At 42.6% G+C, this 24,295-nt stretch carries 20 protein-coding genes and 1 riboswitch; of the genes, 14 read left to right on the top strand and 6 right to left on the bottom strand.

Annotated elements, in window-relative coordinates:
* Window positions 1-98: 98 nt before the first annotated feature.
* From AC1TO9_RS13125 to AC1TO9_RS13110, 4 genes are all read right to left on the bottom strand, one after another.
* Entirely contained in the window at window positions 99-1,079 is a 981-nt protein-coding gene (locus AC1TO9_RS13125; RefSeq protein WP_482056038.1) for a polyprenyl synthetase family protein, read from the bottom strand.
* Window positions 1,080-1,081: 2 nt separating this feature from the next.
* On the bottom strand, window positions 1,082-1,525 hold the full coding sequence (locus AC1TO9_RS13120) for a hypothetical protein (protein WP_482059377.1): 444 nt from the start codon (window positions 1,523-1,525) through the stop codon (window positions 1,082-1,084).
* Window positions 1,526-1,674: 149 nt separating this feature from the next.
* Window positions 1,675-3,549, bottom strand: a complete 1,875-nt coding sequence (locus tag AC1TO9_RS13115; protein WP_482056040.1) for an FAD-dependent oxidoreductase — start codon at window positions 3,547-3,549, stop codon at window positions 1,675-1,677.
* 77 nt (window positions 3,550-3,626) lie between these two features.
* A complete protein-coding gene (locus AC1TO9_RS13110; RefSeq protein ID WP_482059376.1) occupies window positions 3,627-4,517 on the bottom strand; it encodes an FMN-binding protein in 891 nt (296 codons plus the stop codon).
* A gap of 550 nt (window positions 4,518-5,067) precedes the next feature.
* On the opposite strand from AC1TO9_RS13110, the gene AC1TO9_RS13105 reads away from it, so the two are divergent.
* The 5 genes from AC1TO9_RS13105 (at window position 5,068) to AC1TO9_RS13085 (ending at window position 12,088) form a co-directional block, all read left to right on the top strand.
* A complete protein-coding gene (locus AC1TO9_RS13105; RefSeq protein WP_482056042.1) occupies window positions 5,068-6,231 on the top strand; it encodes an MFS transporter in 1,164 nt (387 codons plus the stop codon).
* A 9-nt stretch (window positions 6,232-6,240) separates the two neighbouring features.
* Window positions 6,241-6,906, top strand: coding sequence for an oxidoreductase (locus tag AC1TO9_RS13100; protein WP_482059375.1), 666 nt, complete (start codon window positions 6,241-6,243; stop codon window positions 6,904-6,906).
* A gap of 232 nt (window positions 6,907-7,138) precedes the next feature.
* Complete coding sequence (locus tag AC1TO9_RS13095; protein ID WP_482056044.1) at window positions 7,139-10,237, top strand: DEAD/DEAH box helicase; 3,099 nt, start codon at window positions 7,139-7,141, stop codon at window positions 10,235-10,237.
* Window positions 10,238-10,443: 206 nt separating this feature from the next.
* Window positions 10,444-11,169, top strand: a complete 726-nt coding sequence (locus AC1TO9_RS13090) for a hypothetical protein (RefSeq protein ID WP_482059374.1) — start codon at window positions 10,444-10,446, stop codon at window positions 11,167-11,169.
* A gap of 67 nt (window positions 11,170-11,236) precedes the next feature.
* On the top strand, window positions 11,237-12,088 hold the full coding sequence (locus AC1TO9_RS13085; protein ID WP_482059373.1) for a M15 family metallopeptidase: 852 nt from the start codon (window positions 11,237-11,239) through the stop codon (window positions 12,086-12,088).
* A gap of 107 nt (window positions 12,089-12,195) precedes the next feature.
* On the opposite strand, the gene AC1TO9_RS13080 is transcribed toward AC1TO9_RS13085, so the two are convergent.
* Window positions 12,196-14,298 (bottom strand): ATP-dependent helicase, encoded by a 2,103-nt coding sequence (locus AC1TO9_RS13080; protein ID WP_482059372.1) that lies wholly within the window; start codon window positions 14,296-14,298, stop codon window positions 12,196-12,198.
* 208 nt (window positions 14,299-14,506) lie between these two features.
* Here AC1TO9_RS13080 and AC1TO9_RS13075 point away from each other — a divergent pair, with 208 nt between their 5' ends.
* From AC1TO9_RS13075 to AC1TO9_RS13055, 5 genes are all read left to right on the top strand, one after another.
* Window positions 14,507-15,229 (top strand): zinc ribbon domain-containing protein, encoded by a 723-nt coding sequence (locus AC1TO9_RS13075; protein ID WP_482056048.1) that lies wholly within the window; start codon window positions 14,507-14,509, stop codon window positions 15,227-15,229.
* Between the two features lie 67 nt (window positions 15,230-15,296).
* Window positions 15,297-16,112 (top strand): TrmB family transcriptional regulator, encoded by an 816-nt coding sequence (locus AC1TO9_RS13070; RefSeq protein ID WP_482056049.1) that lies wholly within the window; start codon window positions 15,297-15,299, stop codon window positions 16,110-16,112.
* Window positions 16,113-16,116: 4 nt separating this feature from the next.
* The gene (locus tag AC1TO9_RS13065; RefSeq protein WP_482056050.1) at window positions 16,117-16,404 is read left to right on the top strand and encodes a hypothetical protein; all 288 of its coding nucleotides are present in this window, start codon (window positions 16,117-16,119) and stop codon (window positions 16,402-16,404) included.
* A gap of 91 nt (window positions 16,405-16,495) precedes the next feature.
* Window positions 16,496-16,595, top strand: a riboswitch (purine riboswitch).
* 171 nt (window positions 16,596-16,766) lie between these two features.
* A complete protein-coding gene (locus AC1TO9_RS13060) occupies window positions 16,767-17,348 on the top strand; it encodes a xanthine phosphoribosyltransferase (RefSeq protein ID WP_482056051.1) in 582 nt (193 codons plus the stop codon).
* A gap of 37 nt (window positions 17,349-17,385) precedes the next feature.
* Window positions 17,386-18,714, top strand: a complete 1,329-nt coding sequence (locus tag AC1TO9_RS13055; protein WP_482059371.1) for a nucleobase:cation symporter-2 family protein — start codon at window positions 17,386-17,388, stop codon at window positions 18,712-18,714.
* 110 nt (window positions 18,715-18,824) lie between these two features.
* On the opposite strand, the gene AC1TO9_RS13050 is transcribed toward AC1TO9_RS13055, so the two are convergent.
* Window positions 18,825-19,730: a diacylglycerol/lipid kinase family protein gene (locus AC1TO9_RS13050; RefSeq protein WP_482056053.1), complete on the bottom strand. Its 906-nt coding sequence runs from the start codon at window positions 19,728-19,730 to the stop codon at window positions 18,825-18,827.
* A 268-nt stretch (window positions 19,731-19,998) separates the two neighbouring features.
* On the opposite strand from AC1TO9_RS13050, the gene AC1TO9_RS13045 reads away from it, so the two are divergent.
* From AC1TO9_RS13045 to AC1TO9_RS13030, 4 genes are all read left to right on the top strand, one after another.
* Entirely contained in the window at window positions 19,999-20,187 is a 189-nt protein-coding gene (locus AC1TO9_RS13045) for a hypothetical protein (RefSeq protein WP_482056054.1), read from the top strand.
* A gap of 433 nt (window positions 20,188-20,620) precedes the next feature.
* On the top strand, window positions 20,621-21,670 hold the full coding sequence (gene coxB, locus AC1TO9_RS13040; protein ID WP_482056055.1) for a cytochrome c oxidase subunit II: 1,050 nt from the start codon (window positions 20,621-20,623) through the stop codon (window positions 21,668-21,670).
* 150 nt (window positions 21,671-21,820) lie between these two features.
* Window positions 21,821-23,665 (top strand): cytochrome c oxidase subunit I, encoded by a 1,845-nt coding sequence (ctaD, locus tag AC1TO9_RS13035; protein WP_482056254.1) that lies wholly within the window; start codon window positions 21,821-21,823, stop codon window positions 23,663-23,665.
* Between the two features lie 2 nt (window positions 23,666-23,667).
* Window positions 23,668-24,294 carry a cytochrome c oxidase subunit 3 gene (locus tag AC1TO9_RS13030; RefSeq protein WP_482059370.1) on the top strand — a complete coding sequence of 209 codons (627 nt, stop codon included), beginning with the start codon at window positions 23,668-23,670 and terminating at the stop codon, window positions 24,292-24,294.
* Window position 24,295 lies beyond the last annotated feature (1 nt).

Raw genomic sequence — 24,295 nt, 5'->3', positions numbered from 1 at the left:
GGGAACAATGTATAAATAAGAAAATATATGTTTAAATGGTATCAAAAAAACTGGAAGAGTCGCAAAAGTAGGACTTTCCAGTAATTTGGATACATCTATTAATGATCGCGTCGAGCGAAGTAATGTAGCAAGGATTGAAGATCCCGATGTGCGGGAAAAGAGGTTAACTGGTCAATAATACATTGGGCTTTCTCCAAATAATGTTGACTGAGCTGTTCTGTCTGTTCCAGTGCTCCAGAGGAGCGAATGGCATCCATAGCATTATTAATCTCTTCTGTGGTAGAAGTGGCATTTATAGACCGTATAGTAACCGCCAGCTCAGCTCTTTGCAGAGCATATATGACTGGTAAAGTGACTTGTCCCTGAATGAGATCGCTACCCACCGGTTTACCTAGAAGTTCAGGGCTCTGGGTGAAGTCAAGTAGATCGTCTTGAATCTGAAACGACAACCCAAGGTACTCGCCAAATAGATATAATAGTTCCGCGACTTCAGGTTCAGTTTCTGTAGATAAAGCGCCAACACGTAGACAGGTAGCCATTAACTGAGCAGTCTTATTACGTGATTTCTCTAAATACTGTTCCAATGTGAAATCATAGTTATATCTATGTTCAAGTTGCTCATATTCACCTAGGCAAAGCTGGGCGGTGGCGATTGCTGACAAGTCATGGACATAATGATTTCTTTGAGAGGAACCTTCAGAGAGAAGTTCGATAATTCGTGCAGACATATAGCTGCCAATATAAACGGCTTCTGATACACCTGTATTGATATGCATAGCGGGTTGCCCCCTGCGCATATCAGATCGATCGATGATATCATCATGAACAAGTGAAGCTGCATGAATAAATTCTGCTGCTGCAGCTAATTGAATCTGTCGATGTCCAGATGTTGTGGTGCCAAATCTACTTCCTACAATGACCATCAAAGGTCGGATCCTTTTACCGCCTGAACGAATAAGTGTAAGGATACTTTTAGATATAATGGAGGAAGAAGGTACATCTTTATCTGATCTGACGATATGCTCAATGGTCCTGTTGATGCGAGGTAGATTAATATTTAGACTCTCATGTAGTTTCATCTTTACCCTACCTGTTCAACGGCTGTACAGTTCGCATGACGTTGAAATTCAATATTTAAGAACTGTTCCAAGCAGGTGGATAACAACTCAACTTCGGAATGTCCCTCAGCCCATTTGATTTGCCATTTCTTGATGTGGGGCGCCAGGAATGAGATCAGATCGTATTCTTTATACTGGAGGGCTAGTTGAATATAAAGGCTGTATAAATAATCTCCATCCAACACCTTGCGGGTTAGATTAGGATCAGAATAGTGGCAGTCTTTATGACGGCTTGTGGCAAGCTTCAACACGGTGTAAAGTGCTAGAAGATGAACTTTGCGCTCATAAGCTAGGTCATAACTATTCAATAGTGATTCCACAACCGGCATGTCCGTCCAATCGATGTCCAACGTAATTCCAGCTTTAGGTGAACATTCAGCCTGGAGTAAACGGATGGTTTCATTCATAAGTTGTGTGTGCATATGCTTCACCCCTTGGAATCGGTTTTGTAGTCGTAATTTGTAGTTCAAAATCATCTAGAAATAATTAGAGTAATGTGCGAATAGCACATTACTCTAATTTACCTATATTGGTAATTTATCAATGAATACTAGCTTCAGTCTGTGAATAAGTACCAACGTCTAACGAGAGGGATCCTCTTCCACTGTTTCTTTAACCATGGTAGTACATAGTAGTCAAGACCGAACACGCTTCCTGAGCCACCAATTGTAGCGATACCTGCGGATGCATACCAGAGCATTTCATAAGGTGCCATGCCTGAAGTCCAGATCATAACGCCCATACCAATCGTTGCAATCGATGAGAATGCTGTGAATAGACCCAACATAAGAAGTGCACCGAAGGTGATCTCTGCAAGAACCATTCCGATTTGGAATATTTCAGCTAGTACAGTGTAACCTCCATCGGAAGTATAGAAGAATATATCCATAAAGGTATTCATAATGCTAGTAATAAAACCAGGGACAGGTAGAGCTGTTAGCGTCTCGCCTGTACTAGCAACGGCAGAAGCAGCTGTTTGAGCATCTACAACTTCAGCGACATTAGATACAGCTTCACTTGCAGCTGAAGTGGCATCAGATATTGGAGATGGAGGGATTAAGAATATCCGTGAAGGATCTTCGATAATATTCCCAATCTTATTCCAACCCTCTTTGAACCACATAAATCCTACGAAGAGACGAAGTGGCACAATCCAGAAATTCGGTGAACGCTTGGAGAAGTGACCACCTAGGAAGCTTCTACGGTTCTCTACATGGAAGAATTCATGCATCATGTAGGACCATACTTTATTGAATCCAGCAACAGTAGATAGATAGAATAAGTTGATGAAGTGCTTGGATAACATAGCCATGAATCCAGTAAGCATGAACATTTTATTAGGAAGACCTACATTGGCAACGCCATATCGACTACCAATCGAAACCATCGTACCGTGAAAGGCAGGCTTGTAGGATTTCTTCGTTGTACCCATGACATCGGCATGTATATTATGTGCAATAAGTGGAGCGGCATGCTCGGCATTCTCTACCATTTGTGGTACAGGGCGTGTCTCGCCTTCAGGAATAAAGAAAATGTTATCTCCGACAACGTACACGTTCTCGTGATCTAAGCTTTGCAATTTATCATTCGTTTCAATACGTTTGCGACCTTGTTGCTTCACATCTAGTGAACCTACGATTTCGGAGCCTTCTACACCAGCTGTCCAAACAATCGTACTTGCTGCAACTTCCATATCTCCCAGCTTGACAGCTGCAGGATCAACACCTGTAATTTTGGCATTTGTAATGATCTCAACACCAATTTTACGTAGGTATTTCTCGGATTTAGCGATCAACTTATCTGGTAGGATAGGTAGAATCTTAGGGGCCATATCTGCGACAACTAAACGAACATCTTGTTGATCAATATAGAACTCTTTACACAATTCATCACGATACTCAGCCATTTCACCGATTAATTCAACACCGGTGAATCCAGCGCCTACAACTACGAAGGAAAGCTTCGTCTTACGGATGATAGGGTCACTTTCTTTCGCAGCTTCAGTGAACATATTGCGAATTTGTTTCTTTAACCGAACAGCATCGTCATGTGACCATAATGTGAAAGTATTCTCTTCCGCACCTGGGATTCCGAAGAAGGTTGGTTTACTACCCGTTCCGATGACTAGATAATCATAGTCATATGTTGCTGTGTCGGACGTTAATTGTTTGGCATCAAAATCGATGTTCTTGATTTCATCAAGAACGACATCGACCTTTTGATTGGCAAAGATTTTCTTGAGATCAATCTTAACCGCATCTTCAGGCGTACGGTTAGCCGCTACTTCATGTAATTCTGTTAATAGGGTGTGATAGGGATTACGGTCAATTAGCTGAATTTCAACTTCGTTATTCTTCTTGAATTTCTTGGCTAATTTCTTAGCGGTGAGAACACCACCGTAACCTCCGCCCAAAAGGACAATTTTCTTCACAATTAAAGTTCACCTCAATGGTTTCTAATGTATTTCAATGTCTAATAATACCAAGCTTTATTAAAGATTAACAGTTATTATTTGGCACCTTCAAGAGCTTGTTGAGATAATGTTACAAAGTCGGATACAGTGATGGTTACACCTGATACCGCATCTGTTTTTCCTTCTGCATTTATAGTGATTGCTGCAGGGTCTTGTTTCTCAATTAAGAAGTCTTGAGCTGCTTGAGCTTGTTCATGCCATTCAGATAAAGATCCACCATTGGCTTTCATGCCGTATTTACCTTCAATAGAGTTAGCTTGTTTGTCTTCGCCAGCATCATTCACACCACTGAAGAAAGCGTTAATGATGTTACCATTCGCGATTGTAAGATCAGCAGTACCTTTCCAACCGGAAGCAGAATCGAATTCTGCAGCTTCAGCATGGTATGATCCATCTTTATAAGCACCTGTTTCAGTAGGACCAGCATTCAATGCTTGTTGCGCTAGAACAGCTAGGTCATTAACATGAATAGATACGCCTGTAATGGCATCCGTTTTGCCTTCGCCATCTAGAGTGATTGCTGCAGGGTCTTGCTTCTCGATCAAGAATTGTTCAGCTTTCTCTGCTTGCTCATACCATTCAGCTTGGGCATTACCTTTTTCCTTCATACCGTAATTACCTGCTTTATCTACAGACTTCTTATCAGGCCCTCCCTTGGAACTTACGAAGTTCCAATCAACGGTAGCGATGGCGCCATCTTTCACTGAAAGAACGACATAAGGTTTCCAACCACTGCTCTCATCCAATGTACCTTCAGCATAATAAGCTCCATCTTGATACTTGTCTTCCCCTTCAGTTACTGCTGGTGTAACGGCTTCGTTCGTTGGTTCAGTAGTAGGTGGTGTAGCATCCTTATCGTTTCCACATGCTGCTAATACTCCGACTAACATCACACTGCATAGTAGTAACGTCCATTTCTTTCTCATCGTTAAATCCCCCCCTAGTTGTTTATTATGAATTGGATCATATATTTAAAATGTGAACCGTGTTGATGACGGGCACATTCAATAGCTACTTCTTTTCAAATATGATGTCTACGAAGAGGTTAGCATGATAAATGTCTCAATGTATGTGAAATTAATCACTTGAGAGGTATTGAATATCTACAATTAGATTTAAATCGTCCTGTTGCTTATAAACTATATCAGCTTAGGTCGAATTAGGGAAGAGGTAAATTGGAAGAATTTTAAATAATATTTAAATTATAAGGAAGTATAGGTTCCGCTTGATACTCTATTCCTCATATTAACGAAGTTATTTGAGTCGTTTCATATATGAATGTAATTGTCGAATAAATAGGATTGACAGATGTTTACTTGAGTGTAGAATGGGGACAAAAGAGAGAGTTTTTTAATAGATGGATATGAAAAGGAGTGCATCCTCATACGTGCGGCATCTAAGTTAAAACAAAGACGGAAGTTTTCGTTACAACGAAGGAATTTATTTATTGCAACAGCGGAAGGAATACCTTCTACTATGTTTCAAACGTTGCTTGGAGGACCGTTTCTTACAGGATATTTATTGTATTTGGGTGCAGGTTCTAGCGTTATCGGTTTGGTTCTTGCAATTACAACGCTAGTAAACGTCTTTCAAGTGTTTATCGCTTTTATGATTCAGAAATTACAAAGTCGTAAGTGGACGCTGGTTATATTCATTGCGATTCATAGATTACTCTGGAGCTCTACAGGTCTCATTCCTTTTATCTTTGATAAAGAATGGTGGGTACCTGTCTTTATTATTGTATATACCTCCGCATTTATTGCCAATGCTGTAAGTGGTGTATTATGGGCGTCAGTTATTAGTGATATCGTTCCTGCTGGGGTAAGGGGAAGATATTTTGGAATTAGAAATACGTTCTTAAATGCGCTTGGTAGTATCATGCTGTTTGTTGGTGGTAAAATACTTGATAGTAATCCTGAGAGTACAGGGTTTAAAATATTATTTATTCTTATATTTATTTGTGCAATTGCTAATATTGTTACGTTTTGTTTCTATCCAGATATGCCTTTCGAACGATCCCATGAGAACAAATTATTACCTATGATGAAGAAGCCGTTTCATGATAAACCTTTTATGAAATCAACATTGTTCCTAGCGTTGTGGCTACTTCTTCAGACGATGGTCGTTCCGTTGTTCTCCTATGTAATGCTAGACATATGGCATATTAATTACCAGACAATCTCATTGCTTACTATTGTTCAGACGGTATCCATGATGGCTAGTTTCTACGTATGGGGTAATCTAAATGCTAAATTTAGCAATAAGACACTATTATTTTGGACGCTCCCGATTATAGCTGGATCTTGTATGGTTTGGGGACTCCTTTCATTTCTACCACTGCTACTTGTATTAATGATCTCGCATATATTGTTAGGAGCGGGTATCGGTGGATTCAACCAATTAGTATTCAACTTTACGATTGGAGATACCCCCAAGAGCGAGCGACCTATGTTCATAGCAATGTATGCTGCAATCACGGGTATTACTTCTTTCCTAGGGCCGATGATTGGTGGACAAATATTTAATATGATAAAAGAACTTCCAGATTGGGTTCAACAGTATGGCTTGCAAAGTGTAGTGGGGACGATTATGTTAATTGTAGCGTTGACGTTCGGACGAAGAATTCTTAAAGATTCATAGGAGGGAACTATGGGAGTTCAGGCTGTTGTATTAGGTGCCACAGGATTGGTTGGAGGATTCGTAGTTGCGCAATTGCTACAACGGAAAGAATATGATGTAGTTAAGGTGCTTGTCAGGACGCCATTGAACATGCAGCATCCGAAACTTACGCAGATTGTAGTGGAATGGGATAAACTAGATCAATGTCGCGAGGTCTTTACGGATGTGAGAGATGTGTATTGTTGTTTGGGAACAACAATTAAAAAGGCTGGATCACAGGAACAATTTCGCAAAGTAGATTTTGAATATCCTGTTCATGCGGCTCAATTAGCACATGCTCAGGGTGTTAGTCAGTTTCTAGCTGTATCAGCAATGGGGGCCGATTCTTCATCTCGTGTGTTCTATAGTAGAACCAAAGGAGAAGCGGAGGCTGCTCTTTCGGCTGTTGGAATTCCCTCAGTACAATTATTTCGTCCATCCCTTCTTCTAGGGAAGCGTAACGAGAAACGTTGGGGTGAAGAGGTGGCTGCTAAATTCATGACCGCTTTCGACTTTCTCTTGCGTGGAAAGGGTGCCGTTTATCGTGCGATTCCTGCTGAAGTAGTAGCTCGAGCGATGGTGAATATCGCATTAACGGGATCGTCGGGCTTTCATATTTATCCGAATGAGGTCATTCATATTGTGGGATTGGCTTAATAACTGCGTTAGTAATGTGGTGTTCGGTTGTTATTGGTTCTGTTCATATGGTATGATATACAGTGGTAAATGGAGTTTAATGTCATTGATATAATGAAAAAAAAGTCCCGATTTTATGAAACAAGACTATTAAACTCACCTTTGGAAAGTAAGATTTAGGTGGGTTTTTTCACATGATAAGTTCGATTGTTGCAACAAAAATATGTAAGCAGTGAAACGACAGGAGACAACGATGACTCAACCGCTATATGGCGTATGGTTAGGCGATGTATTTTTTTGTTTTTCAGGTGAGGTATCTGAGCCAAGGGTGGATGCTTGGAGTCGAGTAGTGAAACAGTTTGAATGGAAGGATGGAACTCGTCCTTTTGCTAATGGGGTGTTACGGTTAGCGGAACTTCGATATCCATCCACTACCGCGAACCCTAAAACAAGCAACAGAAGAGGGGAAAGACGTCAACTAATGGGCAGGACATTAGAAGGTCTTGCACTTTCTCCGCAAGATGCATTCTTCATGCTCCTAGCTTGGGATGATGAGACTTGTATAGCACATGGAATACAACCTGGTGCTGAAATGAGTTACTGGGTGAAAGTAGCACGATTTGCATTGGAGCTAATGCTTCGTGGTCGGGTTGCACCTGGGACAGCGCCACTCGTTACAACGGGTTCACGCAGACGTACGAGTGAGCAGATTGTGACCGCTCGATGGAAACCTAAATTGAAGGGCAAACGAGAAGCAGAACGCTTCTTACAATTGGCAGCTTCGATGCCCCCACTTGCATTTGGTGTTCCTGCATTCGTGGGTTCAGAGACGAAGGAGGAAGCGGGCGCTGCCGTGCTGCATTCCTTCTTAAGTGCGATTATTCATATGGAAATTAAAGATGTGATACAGGGATTAGATGCTAAGCTTTCCCGGTATATGGCGAATTATCGGAGAGGTTACTCACCGATTGCTGAATTATGGTGGGATGGGCTCTTGACGGTAAGTCGCGATATTTCAATTCAAGGAACGCCTAGTGAGGTGGGAGAGCTAGCGAAGACGGTATCTCTCATCGGAGGCACTTCTGTTCCTGTAAGTGGAAACGGTGAAGATGAAGAGCATGCTCAGCAGAAGGGACGCCTGAATTTAGGACTACGGATGGAGCCGAGGATGCTAGACGATGTACAGCAATGGCATGTGTCTTTTTGGGGTGAGATCCAAGATGATTACGGGACGTGGCTGCCTGCAAGCTTTATATGGGGCAGAGCTCCTTCGGATTTGGAAGTCAGAGGGAGACATTATGAAGCGGTTCAAGAACAACTTTTGATAGCATTGGGTGAAGCTTCTTTCGTATCCTCTGAAATTCGTGATGCTTTGAATTTCCCGGCACCAGAAGGAATGGAGCTTACACCTGAACAGTTATTCACCTTTGTTCGCGAATCGGTTCCATTGCTAACGGCTGCGGGGGTGAGCGTCCAGCTTCCTTCTCGTTGGAGTAGGGATCGTCGTCGTGTGGGCCTATCACTTAGAATGGTACAGCCTGAAACGATTGAGAGTAGAGAGGGTGTGCCGGCGGCTTTAGGCATGGGGCACTTAATTTCCTTTGAGGTTGAAGCTGCGCTTGGTGGAATGACACTTACGCTAGAAGAGATGGCTAAGTTGGCAGAAGCGGATGTTCCATATACAGAATTTCGTGGTGAATGGATTGAAGTGGATCTCAAAGAAATCCGTCAGGTGTTGCGATATATTAAGCGTCACGAGAAAGGTCAGATGGAAGTATCTGATTGGATGCACTTAACTGCCGAAGATGGCGATGAGCGGATGTGGAAGGGTCTTACCGTCATGGGTATGCAGACGGTGGGAATGTTGTCATCTCTTCTCGAAGGAACAAGTTCGCGGCGTGTGCCAATCCGACCTGTGCCTGAATCGTTGCACGGCGTGTTGCGTCCATATCAGGAGCGAGGTTATCAATGGCTTGCTGCCATGCGGGACCTTGGCTTCGGTGTATGTCTAGCTGATGATATGGGACTTGGAAAGACCGTTCAGGTTATCACTTGTTTACTTGAACGGTTGGCTGAGCAGACTCAGCCTGTACTGATTGTTTGCCCTACATCGTTACTGGGGAATTGGCAACGTGAATTACAGCGTTTCGCACCGGATATGTCTATTTATATCCATCACGGGAATAAGCGACTGCATGGTGAAGAGTTCCTCCAAAAGGTTACACAACATAACATCATCCTTACAACGTACCATTTATGTGGTAGGGATGGCGTAGATTTGGCACAGGTATTATGGGCAACCATCGTGTTGGATGAAGCGCAATATATTAAGAATTACCGAACGAAGCAAGCTCAAAGTGTGATGAAATTGTCTGCTGCACATCGAATTGCGATGACGGGCACACCTGTAGAGAATCGCTTGGGAGAACTATGGTCGATTTTTCAATTTCTAAATCCCGGATATTTAGGGACGTCATCTTCATTCCGTCAACGTTATACTGGGGATGTAGATCAGGAACGTTTGCAGGAATTGCATAGATTGGTTGCGCCTTTCATGCTCCGCAGGCTCAAGAGTGATCCGGATATTGCGAAGGATCTACCCGAGAAGATTGAACTGAAATCTTACTGTACGCTAACCGATGTGCAGGGAGCGATGTATCAAGCTGTTGTTGATCAAATGTTGGTGCAGATTGAACAGCGCACAGGTATCGCGAGGAAGGGTCTCGTGTTATCTTCATTGACCAAATTGAAGCAGATTTGCGATCATCCCCAGCTATTAGGCAAAGAGGAAACTAGGGTGACGAAACAGGAAGCTTCTGGCAAAATGGAGCGCTTGTTAGAGTTACTTGACAGTATTGAAGAGATTGGCGAATCTGCGCTTATTTTCACGCAATACGTGGCTATGGGGCATTTGCTTGTATCACGTCTAGCTGCAAGGTATGGTAAGGCTCCGGCATTCCTGCATGGAGGTGTACTGAAGCAAGAACGCGATGAGATGGTTCGTAATTTCCAAGAGGGAGAGGGCACCTCGTTCTTTGTACTCTCGCTAAAGGCGGGTGGAGTAGGTCTCAATTTAACCCGTGCCAACCATGTGCTTCATTATGATCGCTGGTGGAATCCAGCCGTTGAGAATCAAGCGACGGATCGTGTATTCCGTATTGGACAACATAGGAATGTGCAGGTACACAAGCTCATCTGCCAAGGGACTTTGGAAGAGCGAATTGATGAACTTATTGAGAATAAAAAGTCACTGTCTGAACAAGTAGTAGGTTCGGGTGAGACCTGGTTGACGGAGATGTCAGATACTGATCTAAAGGACCTAATCGCCCTACAAGGCGAAGACTGGATGTGAGAGGAAGTTCAAAAAGTCATCTTTTGATCACGAAGGTTACCAGGAAGCGTATTCGGCATCGAATATTGAATTCACCCGGTCCTTCCGGTGCTCACGTAGGTACTGCCTACGCTCCGCTCCTCAGTCCCTAGCTTCATCCAATCTTCTCGGTGCTGAAAACCTGACTTTTTGAACTGGCATTGTAAATAATAAGAGGAGGGATGAGGGTGACAGATGTAGCGAAAGTCTTACTTGATGCGCGTCCGGGCATATTGATAGGGACGTTTACCAAATCCCTTGAGGAACAGACTGAAGATAACAACCACGAGGTGAAGATACCTGTGGAGATATGTTCTCCTCAAGTTCAAGAGGGGATTCTCTCGGAACTAACGGGGAACCCTCATGATTTGTACCTTCTTCTCAGCGGAGAGGCTCCGGTATGGCTTCGTGATGTATTGCCTTCATCAGCAAATATCATGTTGACAGAAGCAACTTGTCATTGCGGAGATTCGACTTGTCCAAGGTTGTTATCTGTGCGTGAATATGCTTCTGAGCAGTTGGCTACTGATCCGATGATTGGGTTAGCCCTTATAGGATTGCCTCGTAAAGAACTGTTGTTCAGGGTTTTTGGTACATGGTCTACTTCAACGACCTCTCAGGCAAAGGAGATAGCGGCAGTAGAGTCATCACTTCTCGAAGAGAAAGAGAAGCTTGGGCCTACTCCAGGAGATTGGCTAGCAGAGGCTGCTGAGCAAGGAAGACTGCATGAGCCAGGTCCTCTATTTCGAGATGTAACCGTATATCTTTCGCGAGCAGAGGATTCGGAACTACATGCAGATGACTGGACTCCATTGTTGGATGGGGTTCCCGGGGTTCAAAAGGCGCTACGAATGATTCTGAAGAAAACAGCCGACACAGCTGAGAAGCGCCGTAGGGTATGGTTTAAGGAATGAGTGGACCGTGCACATAAACCTAATGTTGTGTATTATAAATAGTAAAGTGAAGTAAGGAGAGTTTAGAATGAAATTACAGACATGGCAAACGAAGCATTGGATTCGTCTGTTTGCTCCAGTTCTTTTATTGTCCAGCATACTTCTTGCTGGTTGCGGATCTGAAACAGGGGGTTCCGCTCAAGGAGAAGGACAAGCGTTGCAGGCATCACCTGCTGGTCAAGGGGATCAGCAGGAAGTAGTAAAGGATGGACAAGCTATCGATTCGGTCATGGCGATGCGTAATGAAAATGCACTTCAGGCTACCATTCAAGAAGTGGACGGTCATGATGTAGTGACGAATCCAGAAGCGGTAACGGTGATTGTGAATAAACAACGGCGTCTTCCTGAAGGTTACGAGCCAAAGGATCTAGTGGAGCCGAATGTTCCTTTTTCTTTCGATGGACCACATGAGAAACGAATGATGCGTAAAGAAGCTGCGGAAGCGTTGGAAAAGCTATTTGCTAGAGCAGAATCCGAAGGTATTGAATTGCGAGCCGTCTCGGGATACCGTTCCTATGCACGTCAGAAGGTGATCTATGAAACTAATGTTCGTAATAGGGGAGAGGAAGAAGCTTCTCGCGTTAGTTCTGCACCAGGTAATAGTGAACATCAGACGGGTCTTACAATTGATGTCTCCAGCCCAAGTGTAGGTAATGCACTTGAAGAGTCATTTGGACAGACTAGAGAAGGCAAGTGGCTGGCGGAGCATGCACCAGAGTATGGTTTCGTTATCCGATACCTAGAAGATGCTGAGGATAAGACAGGCTATGTATATGAACCATGGCATATTCGGTATTTCGGTACTGATTTGGCACCAGGACTTGCTGCTAGTGGACTAACGGTGGAAGAATATTTTGATGAGAGCAATATTAAACTCTAGTTATGTTGTGTACTTATACATTGAAGAGAATGATGCGCAAAGAAATAGCAGATCAGGGTTATCCTTGGTCTGCTATTTCTATTTATTAGTTGCGGATTCCTATTTAATTACTTGCTAGTGTTAGTTTGACGGCGAAGCACACCAAAGGCTTCGAGTAGGAAGCGAGATGGCTCGACAGCTTTGCCATGGTAATGAAGTGGTGAAGTAATGTAAAGTCGCTCCTTAGCCCGAGTAACAGCTACATACGCTAGACGCCGTTCTTCCTCAAGTGCAGCAGCCTTAGCAAGTTTGGCATCCATCGTCTGTGGACGAGTGGCCTTCATTTCTTGGGGAAGCTGTTCTTTCAACACGGTACTATGAGGAAGAATTCCCTCACTTGCACCGATCCAGTAGACTTGGCGGAACTCCATCCCTTTGGCCCGGTGAATGGTTAATAGCTGTACTGCTTGACCAGCACCATCATCACGGAGGGCTTCCATTTGCTGATGTCGCAACGTTAATTCATCAGCATGAGCTATGAATAGTTCGACCGTATCGAACCGTGCCGCAGCACTCTCAAGCTCATCTAGGTTATCAGTCAGCGTTTCTTTATATTGGGTATGAAGAAGCGGGTCCCCGGCTTCTAAATATTTATCGTAGAATAATCTTCTCATTTCCTGAATAGCGTACAGCGGCTTGAGAGATGCCAGTTTCTTAATTAATTTGATCCGCTCTTTGACAGCGACCTGCTGGAAAGGCTGAAGACGATCCCATCGCGTGAGGTGAATGAGTGGATATTTCTTCGACTGCTTCTTCTCTTCATTCATTAAATAGCTCATGCCATCTTCACGCGGGATATAGAGTGGACCAAGTGCGCTCTGATAAGCTTCTTTACAGCGTGGATTCACAGATAATCTAAGATGATCCATCAAGGTCTTAATGACCGTCTGATCATAGAACACCGTGTTACTTCCATATTGAACAAAAGGAATTCCTCGAAGTAATAGTTGTTCTAACATAGAGCGACTACTACCTGCAGTTCGATGAAGAATAGCGATGTCTGAGTAAGTAACTTCTCCCAGTCGTACTTGCTCTTCTAAGTGATCCGCAACAAAGGCGGCCTCGTCCTCTACAGTAGCGGGAGAAGCATAGTAAGGAGCGTCACCTTCAGATCCTGCGGCCACAAGTTGCTTATGACGTCGGAATTCATTGTGAGCAATGAGGGCTGTACCTAGGCCAAGAATTCTAGAGTCGCTTCGATAATTGATCGGAAGTGTAATGATTGTGGCATCCGAGTAGATTTGATCGAACTGTAGAACAGATTCCTGTCGTGCACCATTAAAAGAATAGATCGTTTGATCATCATCTCCTACAACCATGAGATTGCGTTGTTCAGCAGATAATTTCTGCACGATTTCATATTGGACTGTATTGGTATCCTGAAATTCATCGACCATCAAATAGGTGAATCGCGATTGCAATTGAGTTAATCGAGAGGGATCATTCAATAATGATGTTGTATGTAACAATATATCATCGAAATCCCATTGATTACGTCCTTGTTTCCATTCTTCATACGTAAGCAGGATATTCTTGATCTTTCTTTCTTCCTCTGTGTTAGAGGGGAGTTCAGAGGGCCGTTTGCCGCTCATCTTCCATGATGAAAGTGCTGCTAAGAGTGTTTCTGGCTGATAGGTTTCACCTAATTTTAGGCGACGAAGTATGATTTTCATGATCGTATGTTTGGTTGAGAAATCACTAAGTATTTGCTCTTGTTGCCCAGACTGACGTAATAGAGATAATCCGAAAGAGTGGAAGGTACGAGCTTGTACAGATCGTGCTGCAACAGGTGAAATACAAGGGATGTTGGCAATTCGCTCCTTAATCTCTGATGCTGCTTTACTTGTGAAAGTTACTAATAGTATTTGGGAAGCTGGAACATTACGAACGGCGATTAAATATCCTGTCCGTGCGGCTAAAACCGTTGTTTTACCACAACCAGCTCCAGCAAGTGTAAGTAAAGGTCCCTGACCGTGGCGCACGGCATCAATCTGTGGTCCATTGAGATGAATTCCTTCTTGCTCTAGTGCGCGGAAGTAGAAAGCATCTTCCATAGGTTGAAGAACGAGTTCTTTACTGGTGGTTGTTGGAGCAGATCGCGTCTGTGGTAAGGGGGTGGATATAGGCACGCCTGTCGGGTGTGATTGATATTTAGTAGTTAATTGTGGCAATTACGGCCTACCTTTCTGAACTGTACAGGATATACCTTTTCACAATCCATATATAAATTTGTTATGATAGAGTCAGAGTCACTTGTTTTGGTTTAAAAAGTATCGATAGTTATCATTATAACGCTAATGACAAGTTTAAAGACAATATAGTAATGAAAGTAGAATAATCGCGATCTAAATAATCGCGACCTAATCGAGAAGGAGAATAATGATGAATATTATGCAACGAATCAAAAGTGGAGCGAATCGCGTAACCCAAAAGGCTCAAGATATGGTGGAAATTAATAAAATTAAAACTCAAATTACTGAAGTTGAAAGAGAAATGGATATTCACTTCTTGCAGATGGGTAAAGTATTCTATGTGGGGTATCAAACGGAAGATATGAGCGTGGCTGAGATAGAAATGGTTAAATTGTCAAAAGCTTGTGATACACTGTGGGAAGCTGTAGAGGAACTTCGTGGACGTATTGCAGAATTGCAGAACGAAAGGTTATGTCATTGTGGTCATGTTGTGGAACTGAAGGTTAACTTTTGTCCACATTGTGGCACAAAGATGTCAGGAAGTGAGTCTAAAAGTAGGAAGGAAAAGATGGTTCCTACCGAGAAGCAATCTATACAACCAGAAGAATTGGAGATACTAAACCCGAACTACACTGAAACGAATGAAAAGGAAGATCAGGTGGAGAGCGTGGATATGCAAGTACAGAGTTTAGAACGCGAACGTAGACAAGTAGAGGAACTAGAACGTGAGCGTGAGAGACAATTAGAGCTTGATCGTCGAATTCGGTATTGGAAAGGGCAAGATGACGGTGAGTCGAGTATTAAGGATGAAGAGGAAATCCCGGAAGAAACATTTAATTGTCAGATTTGTGCGGTTGATTTGCCTTTAGGATCTAAGTGGTGTCCGCGGTGTGGTGCGGAACAAATTTAATAATCTAGCCAAACATTGGTTTTTAGAAAAAATGGAATACGTTCATGCAGCTTGGGAGGACAGAAGAATGGAACAATTATTACATCATCTTCGGAATCTAGGGTTTACGGAGATGGAAGCCAAAGTCATGGTCGAATTGGCAGGAAAAGGCCCCTCATCAGGATATGAGGTAGCTAAAAGATTAGGTGTATCGCGTTCTAATGTATACACTACGTTACAACGGTTGTCCCTGCAGGGATTCCTTCATCATAGTTCTGGGGAGCCTATCCGCTATAGTATGATTAGTACGGAAGAGTTAACGCACATGATCTCAGGACAAATGCGCGAATCTCTTTCCTATATCGAGAATCAAATGCCAAGAATAGAGCCAGAACAGCCTCCTTTCCTTTCTGTAGAGGGCGACCATCATGTCCTAGCAGCGTTAGTACAGAGGTTGGAGAGGGCAGAAAAGGAAATTGTCATTGATGTATCGCATGAAGAAGCTACGCTGTTACGGGATGAATTGGAGCGTGCTGAGAGCAGAGGAGTAAAGCTGCTCTGGTCTACAGATGGTGGGGAAACGTCCCTAAGCCGTCATATGTTATGGCCAGGATGGAACTTATCATTCACACAGACCTCAGTAAATGTAGGGCGTAAATTCTCATTTGTTATCGATCGGACGTGGTGTATGCTCGGCATGCGCGGAGAGGATTTGCCAACGAGTGCTATGGTGAGTGTTCACCCGGCGATGTCGGAGTTACTGCTTAGTCATTTCACACAGGAGATGGTTCTTTATGAAATGGAGCAAGATATCGGAGATACTCTAACAGAACGCTATGGTCATCACTATGAACAAATTTACAAGAAGTATGTAGGCGTAGATAACAACATTAAGGGGGAATGAAGACATGCAGGAGTGTCTCGTTCATTTCGAAGTGAAGTATAAAGAAGAAATCAAACATTTGCGGGGAATTATTTTTCTTGATGAGAAGCAACAGCCAGGTGATGAACAGCTTTTGGATATGCTTAAAGATATGAATTACAACGTCGTAATTGCTGATCGTGAAACATTATTGTTTAAATCAGTTGATCCCTCGTCGGAATACATTTCCATTAGGATTACTGAGTTAGATATGGGGGAAGAAAAGTACACTGAGGATAGAGATCTTAAGTCTATTCTGAGTAATCTACTGTAGTGGAATGCTAGTATTCACATCATTCTATTATTTTCCCCTTTATTTAATGATGTGCTATGCGTTATAATACTTGAGTTACATTTCATTTCATACTAACATTGTCATATGACTCCGTATATGTGCAGGAATAGGCCTGCATGTCTCTACCTGATCACCGGAATGATTGGTCTACGGGTTAACTGCAACATGCCCAATCCATCCTTCTATTCAGAGAACTTGACTGAGAAGCATAGTACGATTAGGTATGTCTGTTAATCTAAAGCCCTGGATTCCCTGCTGCAAGTTGGCGGTGATGAAAGGGTTGTTTTGCGCAAGTATAGGAAAAAAGTATCGCCATGTATATAACTAGAGGGGGAATTAATATGCAATTGCTAAGAAAGAAAGTCATCAACGAAGGTATCGTACTAAGTAACCAAGTATTGAAGGTTGATTCTTTTTTGAATCATCAGATGGATCCAGAATTAATGAAAGAAGTAGGTAAGGAATTCACACGCAGATTTGTTGATCAGAAAATTACACGGGTGTTGACCATTGAATCGTCAGGAATCGCACCAGGGATTATGACGGCGCTAGAGTTAAATGTCCCGATGATCTTTGCCCGTAAACATAAATCATTGACGCTTAAACAAGATATCTACGTGGAGAAGGTATTCTCATTCACGAAACAAGAGACCAATGAAATTACAGTCTCTAAGAAATTTATTGATCCTACAGATCGCGTATTGATTATCGATGATTTCCTCGCGAATGGTGAAGCAGCATTCGGATTAGCTCGGATCGTGGAGCAGGCAGGAGCAGAGGTTGTAGGAATTGGGATCGTTATCGAGAAATCCTTCCAACCAGGTCGTCGACTATTGTTAGAAGCAGGGTATCGTGTAGAATCCCTTGTACGTATTGCTGCGTTGGACAATGGGACTGTGACCTTTGTAGAAGAGGATATGTAAGATAGTTTTACTATGAACTAGGGGGAAGAAACAGCATATGCAACAGCAAGAACAGGGTCATGAACCTATTTTTCAGAAAAACAGAAATCCAGTCCATACATTATCTTTAGGACTTCAGCATGTGTTAGCGATGTATGCGGGTGCAGTTATTGTTCCGCTCATTGTGGCGGGGCAATTAGGTCTTACAACGGAACAATTAACCTACCTCATCTCTATTGATTTACTTGCTTGTGGTGTGGCGACATTGCTACAGGTATTTGGGAATCGATTCTTCGGGATCGGTCTTCCTGTGATGTTAGGATGTGCCTTTCAAGCTGTATCTCCAATGATCGCGATCGGACAGAGTCATGGCGTGTCTGCCATATACGGAGCGATCATCGCTTCGGGTATCTTTGTCATTCTATTCTCGGGTTTATTTGGCAAGCTTATAGCCTTATTTCCACCTGTTGTAACAGGATCAGTAGTGACGATCATTGGTGTGACGCTTATTCCGGTTGCATTAACGGATATAGGAGGCGGACAGGGAGCGGTAGATTTCGGAAGTTCCTTGAATCTGTCTCTTGGATTCGGCGTGTTATTGTTTATTATTTTGATGAACCGCTTTACTAAAGGGTTCATACGCTCTATATCTGTTCTAATAGGATTAATTGCGGGTACTGTCGTAGCGGGTATGTTAGGTCATGTTGATCTAGCCCCGTTGAGAGATGCGAGTTGGTTCCAAGCCGTACAACCATTCTATTTCGGGAAGCCGACATTTCATGCCTCAGCTATTATTACGATGATCTTGGTAGCTATCGTGAGTGTCGCGGAATCGACGGGCGTGTTCATGGCACTCAGTAAAATTGTTGGTAAAGAGCTTACCTCGAAGGATCTGACTCGTGGGTATCGTGCGGAAGGAATCGCTATCGTTGTTGGGGGAATATTCAACTCTTTTCCTTACACGACGTATTCTCAAAATGTAGGGCTCGTACAAATGAGTCGTGTTAAGACGAGGGATGTCATCGTCGTTGCAGGTGGAATATTAGTGTTGATCGGCTTCGTACCGAAGATTGCTGCATTAACACAGCTCGTGCCAACTCCTGTGTTGGGCGGGGCGATGGTTGCTTTATTCGGAATGGTTGTCTCATCAGGAATCCGGATGCTTGGTGATCAAGTGGATCTGAATCGGTATGAGAACTTGTTCATCATTGCTTGTTCTGTAGGTATGGGACTTGGAGTAACCGTAGTACCGGAAGTATTTATACAATTGCCAGCATGGCTTCGTATTCTCGTTGACAATGGTATTGTGGCTGGTAGTGTTACTGCTATTGTCATGAATCTTATTTTTAATGGTCTCAAAGGGAATGACGCTGTTCAATCGGAATAAGGCTATCCAAGTACAATGAGATCGTGATAGATCAGGGGCTGCTCCACTCGTAGATGACAATCAACGAGTAGAGCAGCCCCTTTGTCTTTGAAGATATGGGAATTAATTTATTATGCGCCTCTAGGGATCATTAATTGTAAGCCGCTAGGGGATACTGTGGAATCGTAAGGACGGTTAGGCATAGTCTCTCCATCGCCAAGTGCCAATCTCTTTTGCTCAGTATGAAATGAAATAGAACGACCTCGAAGCATGGTGACGAATGGAAGATTGACATGATTCCCGGTTAGCGCTCTTGGAAATAGGCGAAGTAGCTGCAAGCGAGTGCAACCATGGACGACACATATGTCCAAGAGACCATCATTTGGCTGGGCCTGAGGTGAAATTTTGAATCCACCTCCGTAAGAGACAGCATTGGAAATGGCAGTCATCCAAGTGTTATCGTAAGTCGTTGTATTATTATCGCAAGTGACACTGACCTTTGTAGGTTTGTATGTAAGCACCGTATGGAGAATGCCGATGATATAGGCGACCTTACCTACTCGAAGCATATTACACCATTTCTTATACTTGCTTTGGTTCACATTCTCTGCGACCTGGGCATCGAAACCTATAGCGAGCGCTGTTAATGTTAGGACCCCTGAAGTTGAGATCAGATCAACAGCCTGAATCTTCCCTCTGAAAATAACTTCTAGCGCGCTTTTTGTATCAAAGGGTATACCAAAACTTCGAGCTGTATCGTTACCTGAACCGGCTGGAATAACGGCTAAGGGTATACCGGTCTTGTGTAGAACGGGCAGAGTGCTGTGAATTGTACCATCGCCACCGATGATGGCAACAGCTTGCCATGACTCCGGTTGCTGAAGCATTTCAGAGAGAAAGCTTGCGGCTTGAGCGGAACTTTCTGTAAAGATATGACGATGTGGAATCTTACGATCTTGTAGGATGGTGTGTACTTTGTTCCATGTTCGGAGCCCATTTCCACTTCCTGACTTCTTGTTAATAAGAAATAGATACATCGATTTACCTCCAAAAATTCAATAATAATGTAATAAAAATATAATCATGTGTTCTAACTACTGTAACCTGTGGCGAAGTATGATACAATAGGAATGAGTGATTCAGCTGCACTGGTTTTCGGGTAACTCGTTTGTCAAATACTCGAGCGGTGATCGAAGAGCTTTCTATCCACACATAATTCATATTACTCCACGATGTTTCAAGGAAGATCTTTTCGGCATTCTCTTAACCCGAGCTTTTCATTCAGCGATTTGGGAGGGAACAATTATGGCAACTAAAGGTCATAACGAAGTCAAGGAAAGTCTAAGGGAAATGACACGTATTTTCCAGCCTAAGGATCCAAAGAAGTTTGTGAAGGATTACGTCAGGAAATATCATATTATGGGAGGATACGAAGAGGAATTAACCTCTGTGGTAGAGCATGAACTAGGACGGATGAATTCTTCTACGTTATAATGCAATGATTATTGAATTTTATGAAAGATCCTTATAAACTGTCTTCTGCGGTATTTACCGCGGAACTCGGTTTTTTTGTTATGGGTTATAAGAATGACATGTGACAGATATGTTTCAGATGACACAATGTTGGCAAATATAGAAAGAGTAGTCTAGCGACGTATTTTTCAGGTATATTTTATAAACCTTATTGTTTATTAAAACTCTTTTCTTTATATGAAACCGATTACAAAGCTTAGTCTCATGCTATTTTTTGAAGATTTGAACAATTTGTGAACTAGGCGCCAATCATTGACAAAGTGGTACCTTAAACTTATATTAAAATAGGTGATACTTTTAATTGACAAATACATATTTTTCGTTATTTTAAAGGTGTTTTTAGTGATCGATGTTTGAAAAAATATATTAAATTGCATAAAAAGTGGGGTAGATTATGATGAAAAGATGGCAGGCCATGAAGAAACTCCTTCCTATGCTAGCGATGTTCACCTTGCTGTTGGCAGGTTGTGGCCGTGAGGACTTGTCGGTGCTGAGACCGCAAGGGCCTGTGGCACAGGGGCAGTACAATTTAATATTGCTGTCCATCTCAATTATGTTCGTTGTATTGGTTATTGTTTTTGCGATTTCAGCGTTTGTACTTATTAAATTCCGTAGAAAACCAGAACACACAGAAATGCCTGAACAAGTTGAGGGTAATTTCAAGTTGGAAATCATTTGGACAGTTATTCCATTGATATTAGTACTTGTTCTTGCAGTACCTACTGTTAAAGAGGTATTTGCTTTCGGAAACGATCATTCTAATGACAAGGATGCTATACAAGTGAAAGTTACGGGACATCAATACTGGTGGGAGTTTGAATATCCTCAGTATGGCATTACTACAGCACAAGATCTGATTATTCCAACGAATAAGCATATTGCGTTTGAACTGAAGACAGCAGACGTAATCCACTCATTCTGGGTACCATCCCTATCAGGGAAGCTGGATACTAACCCAGATGGAACCTTGAACAAGTTCAGTTTCGTTGCTCCTAATGAAGGTGTATATCTAGGTAAATGTGCGGAATTATGTGGGCCTTCACATGGATTTATGGAGTTTAAAGTGAAATCGGTAAGTCAGGAATCTTTTGATCAATGGATTACGGCTATGGAAGCACCGATGGTAGCTTTGGAGGATGAAGCACTTGCAGATACATTCAAGAACCAATGTTTAACATGCCATGCCGTAGGTGATCAAGGTGGTCTGTCTGGCCCGAGTCTAACGGGAATTGGTTCGCGTGAAGCGGTTGCAGGTATATTATTGAACTCCGAGACGCCTGGAGAATATACGAACACCGTTGAGGAGAACTTGAAAGAATGGCTCCATGATCCTCAGTCAGTGAAGCCAGGTAATAAAATGCCTGCACCAAAAGACTTAGGGCTTACCGATGCAGAAATTGATGGTATTGCAGCATACTTAGCCAATTACAAATTAGATTATTAACTAGTGTGTGTTCAAAAAGTCGAGTAGTCCTCTTGATATACTTCGTGACCCAAAGATGACTTTTTGAACAACCTCTAAATAACAGCAAGGACTCTAAAGGGGGTACAAACCTTGGCTCACGCTCATAGTGTCAAGCGCTACAAGGGCTTAATGGACTGGTTGACGACTGTTGACCACAAGAAAATCGCTGTCCTATATTTACTTGGTGGAGGATTGTTTTTTGGGATTGGTGGTATTGAAGCGATTCTCATTCGTCTTCAGTTAATTAAGCCAATGAATAATTTGATAGACGCACAAACATTTAATGAATTAATTACAATGCACGGAACAACGATGATCTTTTTAGGTGTCATGCCAATTGTTTTTGCTCTGATGAATGCTCTTATTCCTCTTCAAATTGGTGCGCGTGATGTAGCATTTCCATTTCTGAATTCTTTAGGTTTCTGGACATTCTTGTTCGGGGGAATTTTATTGAATCTTAGTTGGGTTCTAGGTGGAGCGCCTGATGCAGGTTGGACTTCCTATACACCATTGTCTGGTGCTGAATATAGTACCACACATGGAGTGGATTTCTATACGGTAGGTTTACAGATTGCGGGGTTAGGTACGTTAATTGGGGGTATTAACTTCCTAGCAACTATTATTACAATGAGAGCACCAGGGATGTCGTTTATGCGTATGCCTATGTTTACGTGGACTTCATTCATTACTTCAGCGATGATTTTGTTTGCTTTCCCGGCTATAACAGTTGGTCTCGTATTGTTATCCTTTGACCGGATACTAGGCGCGAACTTCTTCGATGTAGCAGGTGGCGGGAATCCGATCCTTTGGCAACATATATTCTGGATCTTCGGGCATCCGGAAGTTTATATTCTGATATTGCCTGCATTTGGTATCATTTCAGAAATTATACCTACATTCTCACGTAAACGTCTCTTCGGTTATAGTTCGATGGTGTTCGCTACGATTTTGATTGCCTTTTTGGGATTCATGGTCTGGGCGCATCATATGTTTACAACTGGGCTTGGTCCAGTAGCTAACGCTTTATTCTCAATATCTACGATGTTAATTGCTGTTCCGACTGGAATTAAGATCTTTAACTGGTTGTTTACGATGTGGGGAGGTCAAGTGTCCTTTACGACACCTAATCTATTCGCAGTTGGATTTATCCCAACATTTACAATGGGTGGAGTTACGGGTGTGATGCTTGCGTCTGCTCCTGCAGACTTTCAATTCCACGATACGTATTTCGTGGTAGCCCATTTCCACTATGTTATTGTCGGTGGTATGGTATTCGGATTATTCGCAGGACTTCATTATTGGTGGCCTAAGATGTTCGGGCGGATGTTAAGTGAACCACTAGGCAAGTGGACCTTCTGGACCTTTGCAATTGGTTTCCATATGACATTCTTCATTCAGCATTTCCTTGGACTGATTGGAATGCAACGTCGCGTATTCACGTATTTACCGAATCAAGGATTTGATACGATGAATTTTGTCAGTACCATTGGTGCGCTCTTAATGGGTGTGGGTGTGATGATATTCCTAGCGAATATTTACATTACATCGAGAAAACCTATTGGTGTGGCTAATGACCCTTGGAAAGATGGACGTACATTAGAATGGACGATTCCTTCACCTCCACCGGAGTATAACTTTAAACAAATACCACTTGTACGTGGTCTTGATGCTTACTGGAAGGAAAAAGAGGCTGGTAATACGGAAATGACACCTGCCGAGCCAGTAGGACCTATCCATATGCCTTCACCTACTATACTTCCTTTTGTAATGTCTCTTGGGATTTTTATAGCAGGACTTGGTTTCATGTTCAGCAATGAGAAATTCTCTAATTCCTTTATGAGCTTCATATTTAATAACTGGGTTGTGTGTGGATTGGGGCTTCTCATCACGTTCGGATCTATGTTGCTTCGATCTCACTTTGATGATCATGGCTGGCATATTGAACCAGAGGAACTGGAAGAGGAGGGGGTATAAGGATGGGCTCAGCACATGTAGAACAGGTAGACGGCCAATTGCCTCATCATCCTGAGAAGGCAACACTTGAAGGTCGTAATAAGATTCTTGGTTTTTGGCTCTTTCTTGGTGGCGAGGCCGTACTCTTTGGTACTCTTTTCGCAACATTCCTTACATTACGCAATCAGACTAATGATGGTCCATCGGGGTTTGAACTTTTCAGTTTACCGCTGACGGGAGTGGCAACGTTAATCTTACTATTGAGTAGTTTGACAAGTGTGTTTGCCATCCAGGCTATGCATCGTCATAATATAGGCTCACTGAAGAAGTGGTTAATGTTGACTGTGCTGCTGGGACTTGGATTTCTAGTTATTGAAATTTATGAGTTCTATGAGTATATGATGCATAATGATTTCAGTATGACGACAAGTGCATTTAGCTCGGCATTTTACACGTTAGTCGGATTCCACGGTGCTCACGTTATATTTGGAATTTGTTGGATCGCGTTTCTGATAAGACAGTTATACACCAAGGGATTAACCGTTGTAACGGCACCGAAGGTTTATGTGTCAGCTATGTATTGGCACTTTGTCGATGTTGTATGGGTATTTGTCTTTACGGTCGTTTACTTGCTTGGAAAGGTGGGCTAAA

It is taken from the genome of Paenibacillus sp. Y916, from assembly GCF_056786435.1.
Note: the sequence above shows the minus strand (reverse complement) of the source record. Positions and strands in the feature narration are given on the sequence as shown.

Excerpts from the sequence above, each read along its gene's own strand:
- AC1TO9_RS13125 (WP_482056038.1), bottom strand. The coding sequence starts at position 1,079 with ATGAAACTACATGAGAGTCTAAATATTAATCTACCTCGCATCAACAGG.
- AC1TO9_RS13120 (WP_482059377.1), bottom strand. The coding sequence starts at position 1,525 with ATGAATGAAACCATCCGTTTACTCCAGGCTGAATGTTCACCTAAAGCT.
- AC1TO9_RS13110 (WP_482059376.1), bottom strand. The coding sequence starts at position 4,517 with ATGAGAAAGAAATGGACGTTACTACTATGCAGTGTGATGTTAGTCGGA.
- AC1TO9_RS13105 (WP_482056042.1), top strand. The coding sequence starts at position 5,068 with ATGTTTCAAACGTTGCTTGGAGGACCGTTTCTTACAGGATATTTATTG.
- AC1TO9_RS13100 (WP_482059375.1), top strand. The coding sequence starts at position 6,241 with ATGGGAGTTCAGGCTGTTGTATTAGGTGCCACAGGATTGGTTGGAGGA.
- AC1TO9_RS13095 (WP_482056044.1), top strand. The coding sequence starts at position 7,139 with ATGACTCAACCGCTATATGGCGTATGGTTAGGCGATGTATTTTTTTGT.
- AC1TO9_RS13085 (WP_482059373.1), top strand. The coding sequence starts at position 11,237 with ATGAAATTACAGACATGGCAAACGAAGCATTGGATTCGTCTGTTTGCT.
- AC1TO9_RS13075 (WP_482056048.1), top strand. The coding sequence starts at position 14,507 with ATGATGAATATTATGCAACGAATCAAAAGTGGAGCGAATCGCGTAACC.
- AC1TO9_RS13070 (WP_482056049.1), top strand. The coding sequence starts at position 15,297 with ATGGAACAATTATTACATCATCTTCGGAATCTAGGGTTTACGGAGATG.
- AC1TO9_RS13065 (WP_482056050.1), top strand. The coding sequence starts at position 16,117 with ATGCAGGAGTGTCTCGTTCATTTCGAAGTGAAGTATAAAGAAGAAATC.
- AC1TO9_RS13060 (WP_482056051.1), top strand. The coding sequence starts at position 16,767 with ATGCAATTGCTAAGAAAGAAAGTCATCAACGAAGGTATCGTACTAAGT.
- AC1TO9_RS13055 (WP_482059371.1), top strand. The coding sequence starts at position 17,386 with ATGCAACAGCAAGAACAGGGTCATGAACCTATTTTTCAGAAAAACAGA.
- AC1TO9_RS13050 (WP_482056053.1), bottom strand. The coding sequence starts at position 19,730 with ATGTATCTATTTCTTATTAACAAGAAGTCAGGAAGTGGAAATGGGCTC.
- AC1TO9_RS13045 (WP_482056054.1), top strand. The coding sequence starts at position 19,999 with ATGGCAACTAAAGGTCATAACGAAGTCAAGGAAAGTCTAAGGGAAATG.
- coxB (WP_482056055.1), top strand. The coding sequence starts at position 20,621 with ATGATGAAAAGATGGCAGGCCATGAAGAAACTCCTTCCTATGCTAGCG.
- ctaD (WP_482056254.1), top strand. The coding sequence starts at position 21,821 with ATGGACTGGTTGACGACTGTTGACCACAAGAAAATCGCTGTCCTATAT.
- AC1TO9_RS13030 (WP_482059370.1), top strand. The coding sequence starts at position 23,668 with ATGGGCTCAGCACATGTAGAACAGGTAGACGGCCAATTGCCTCATCAT.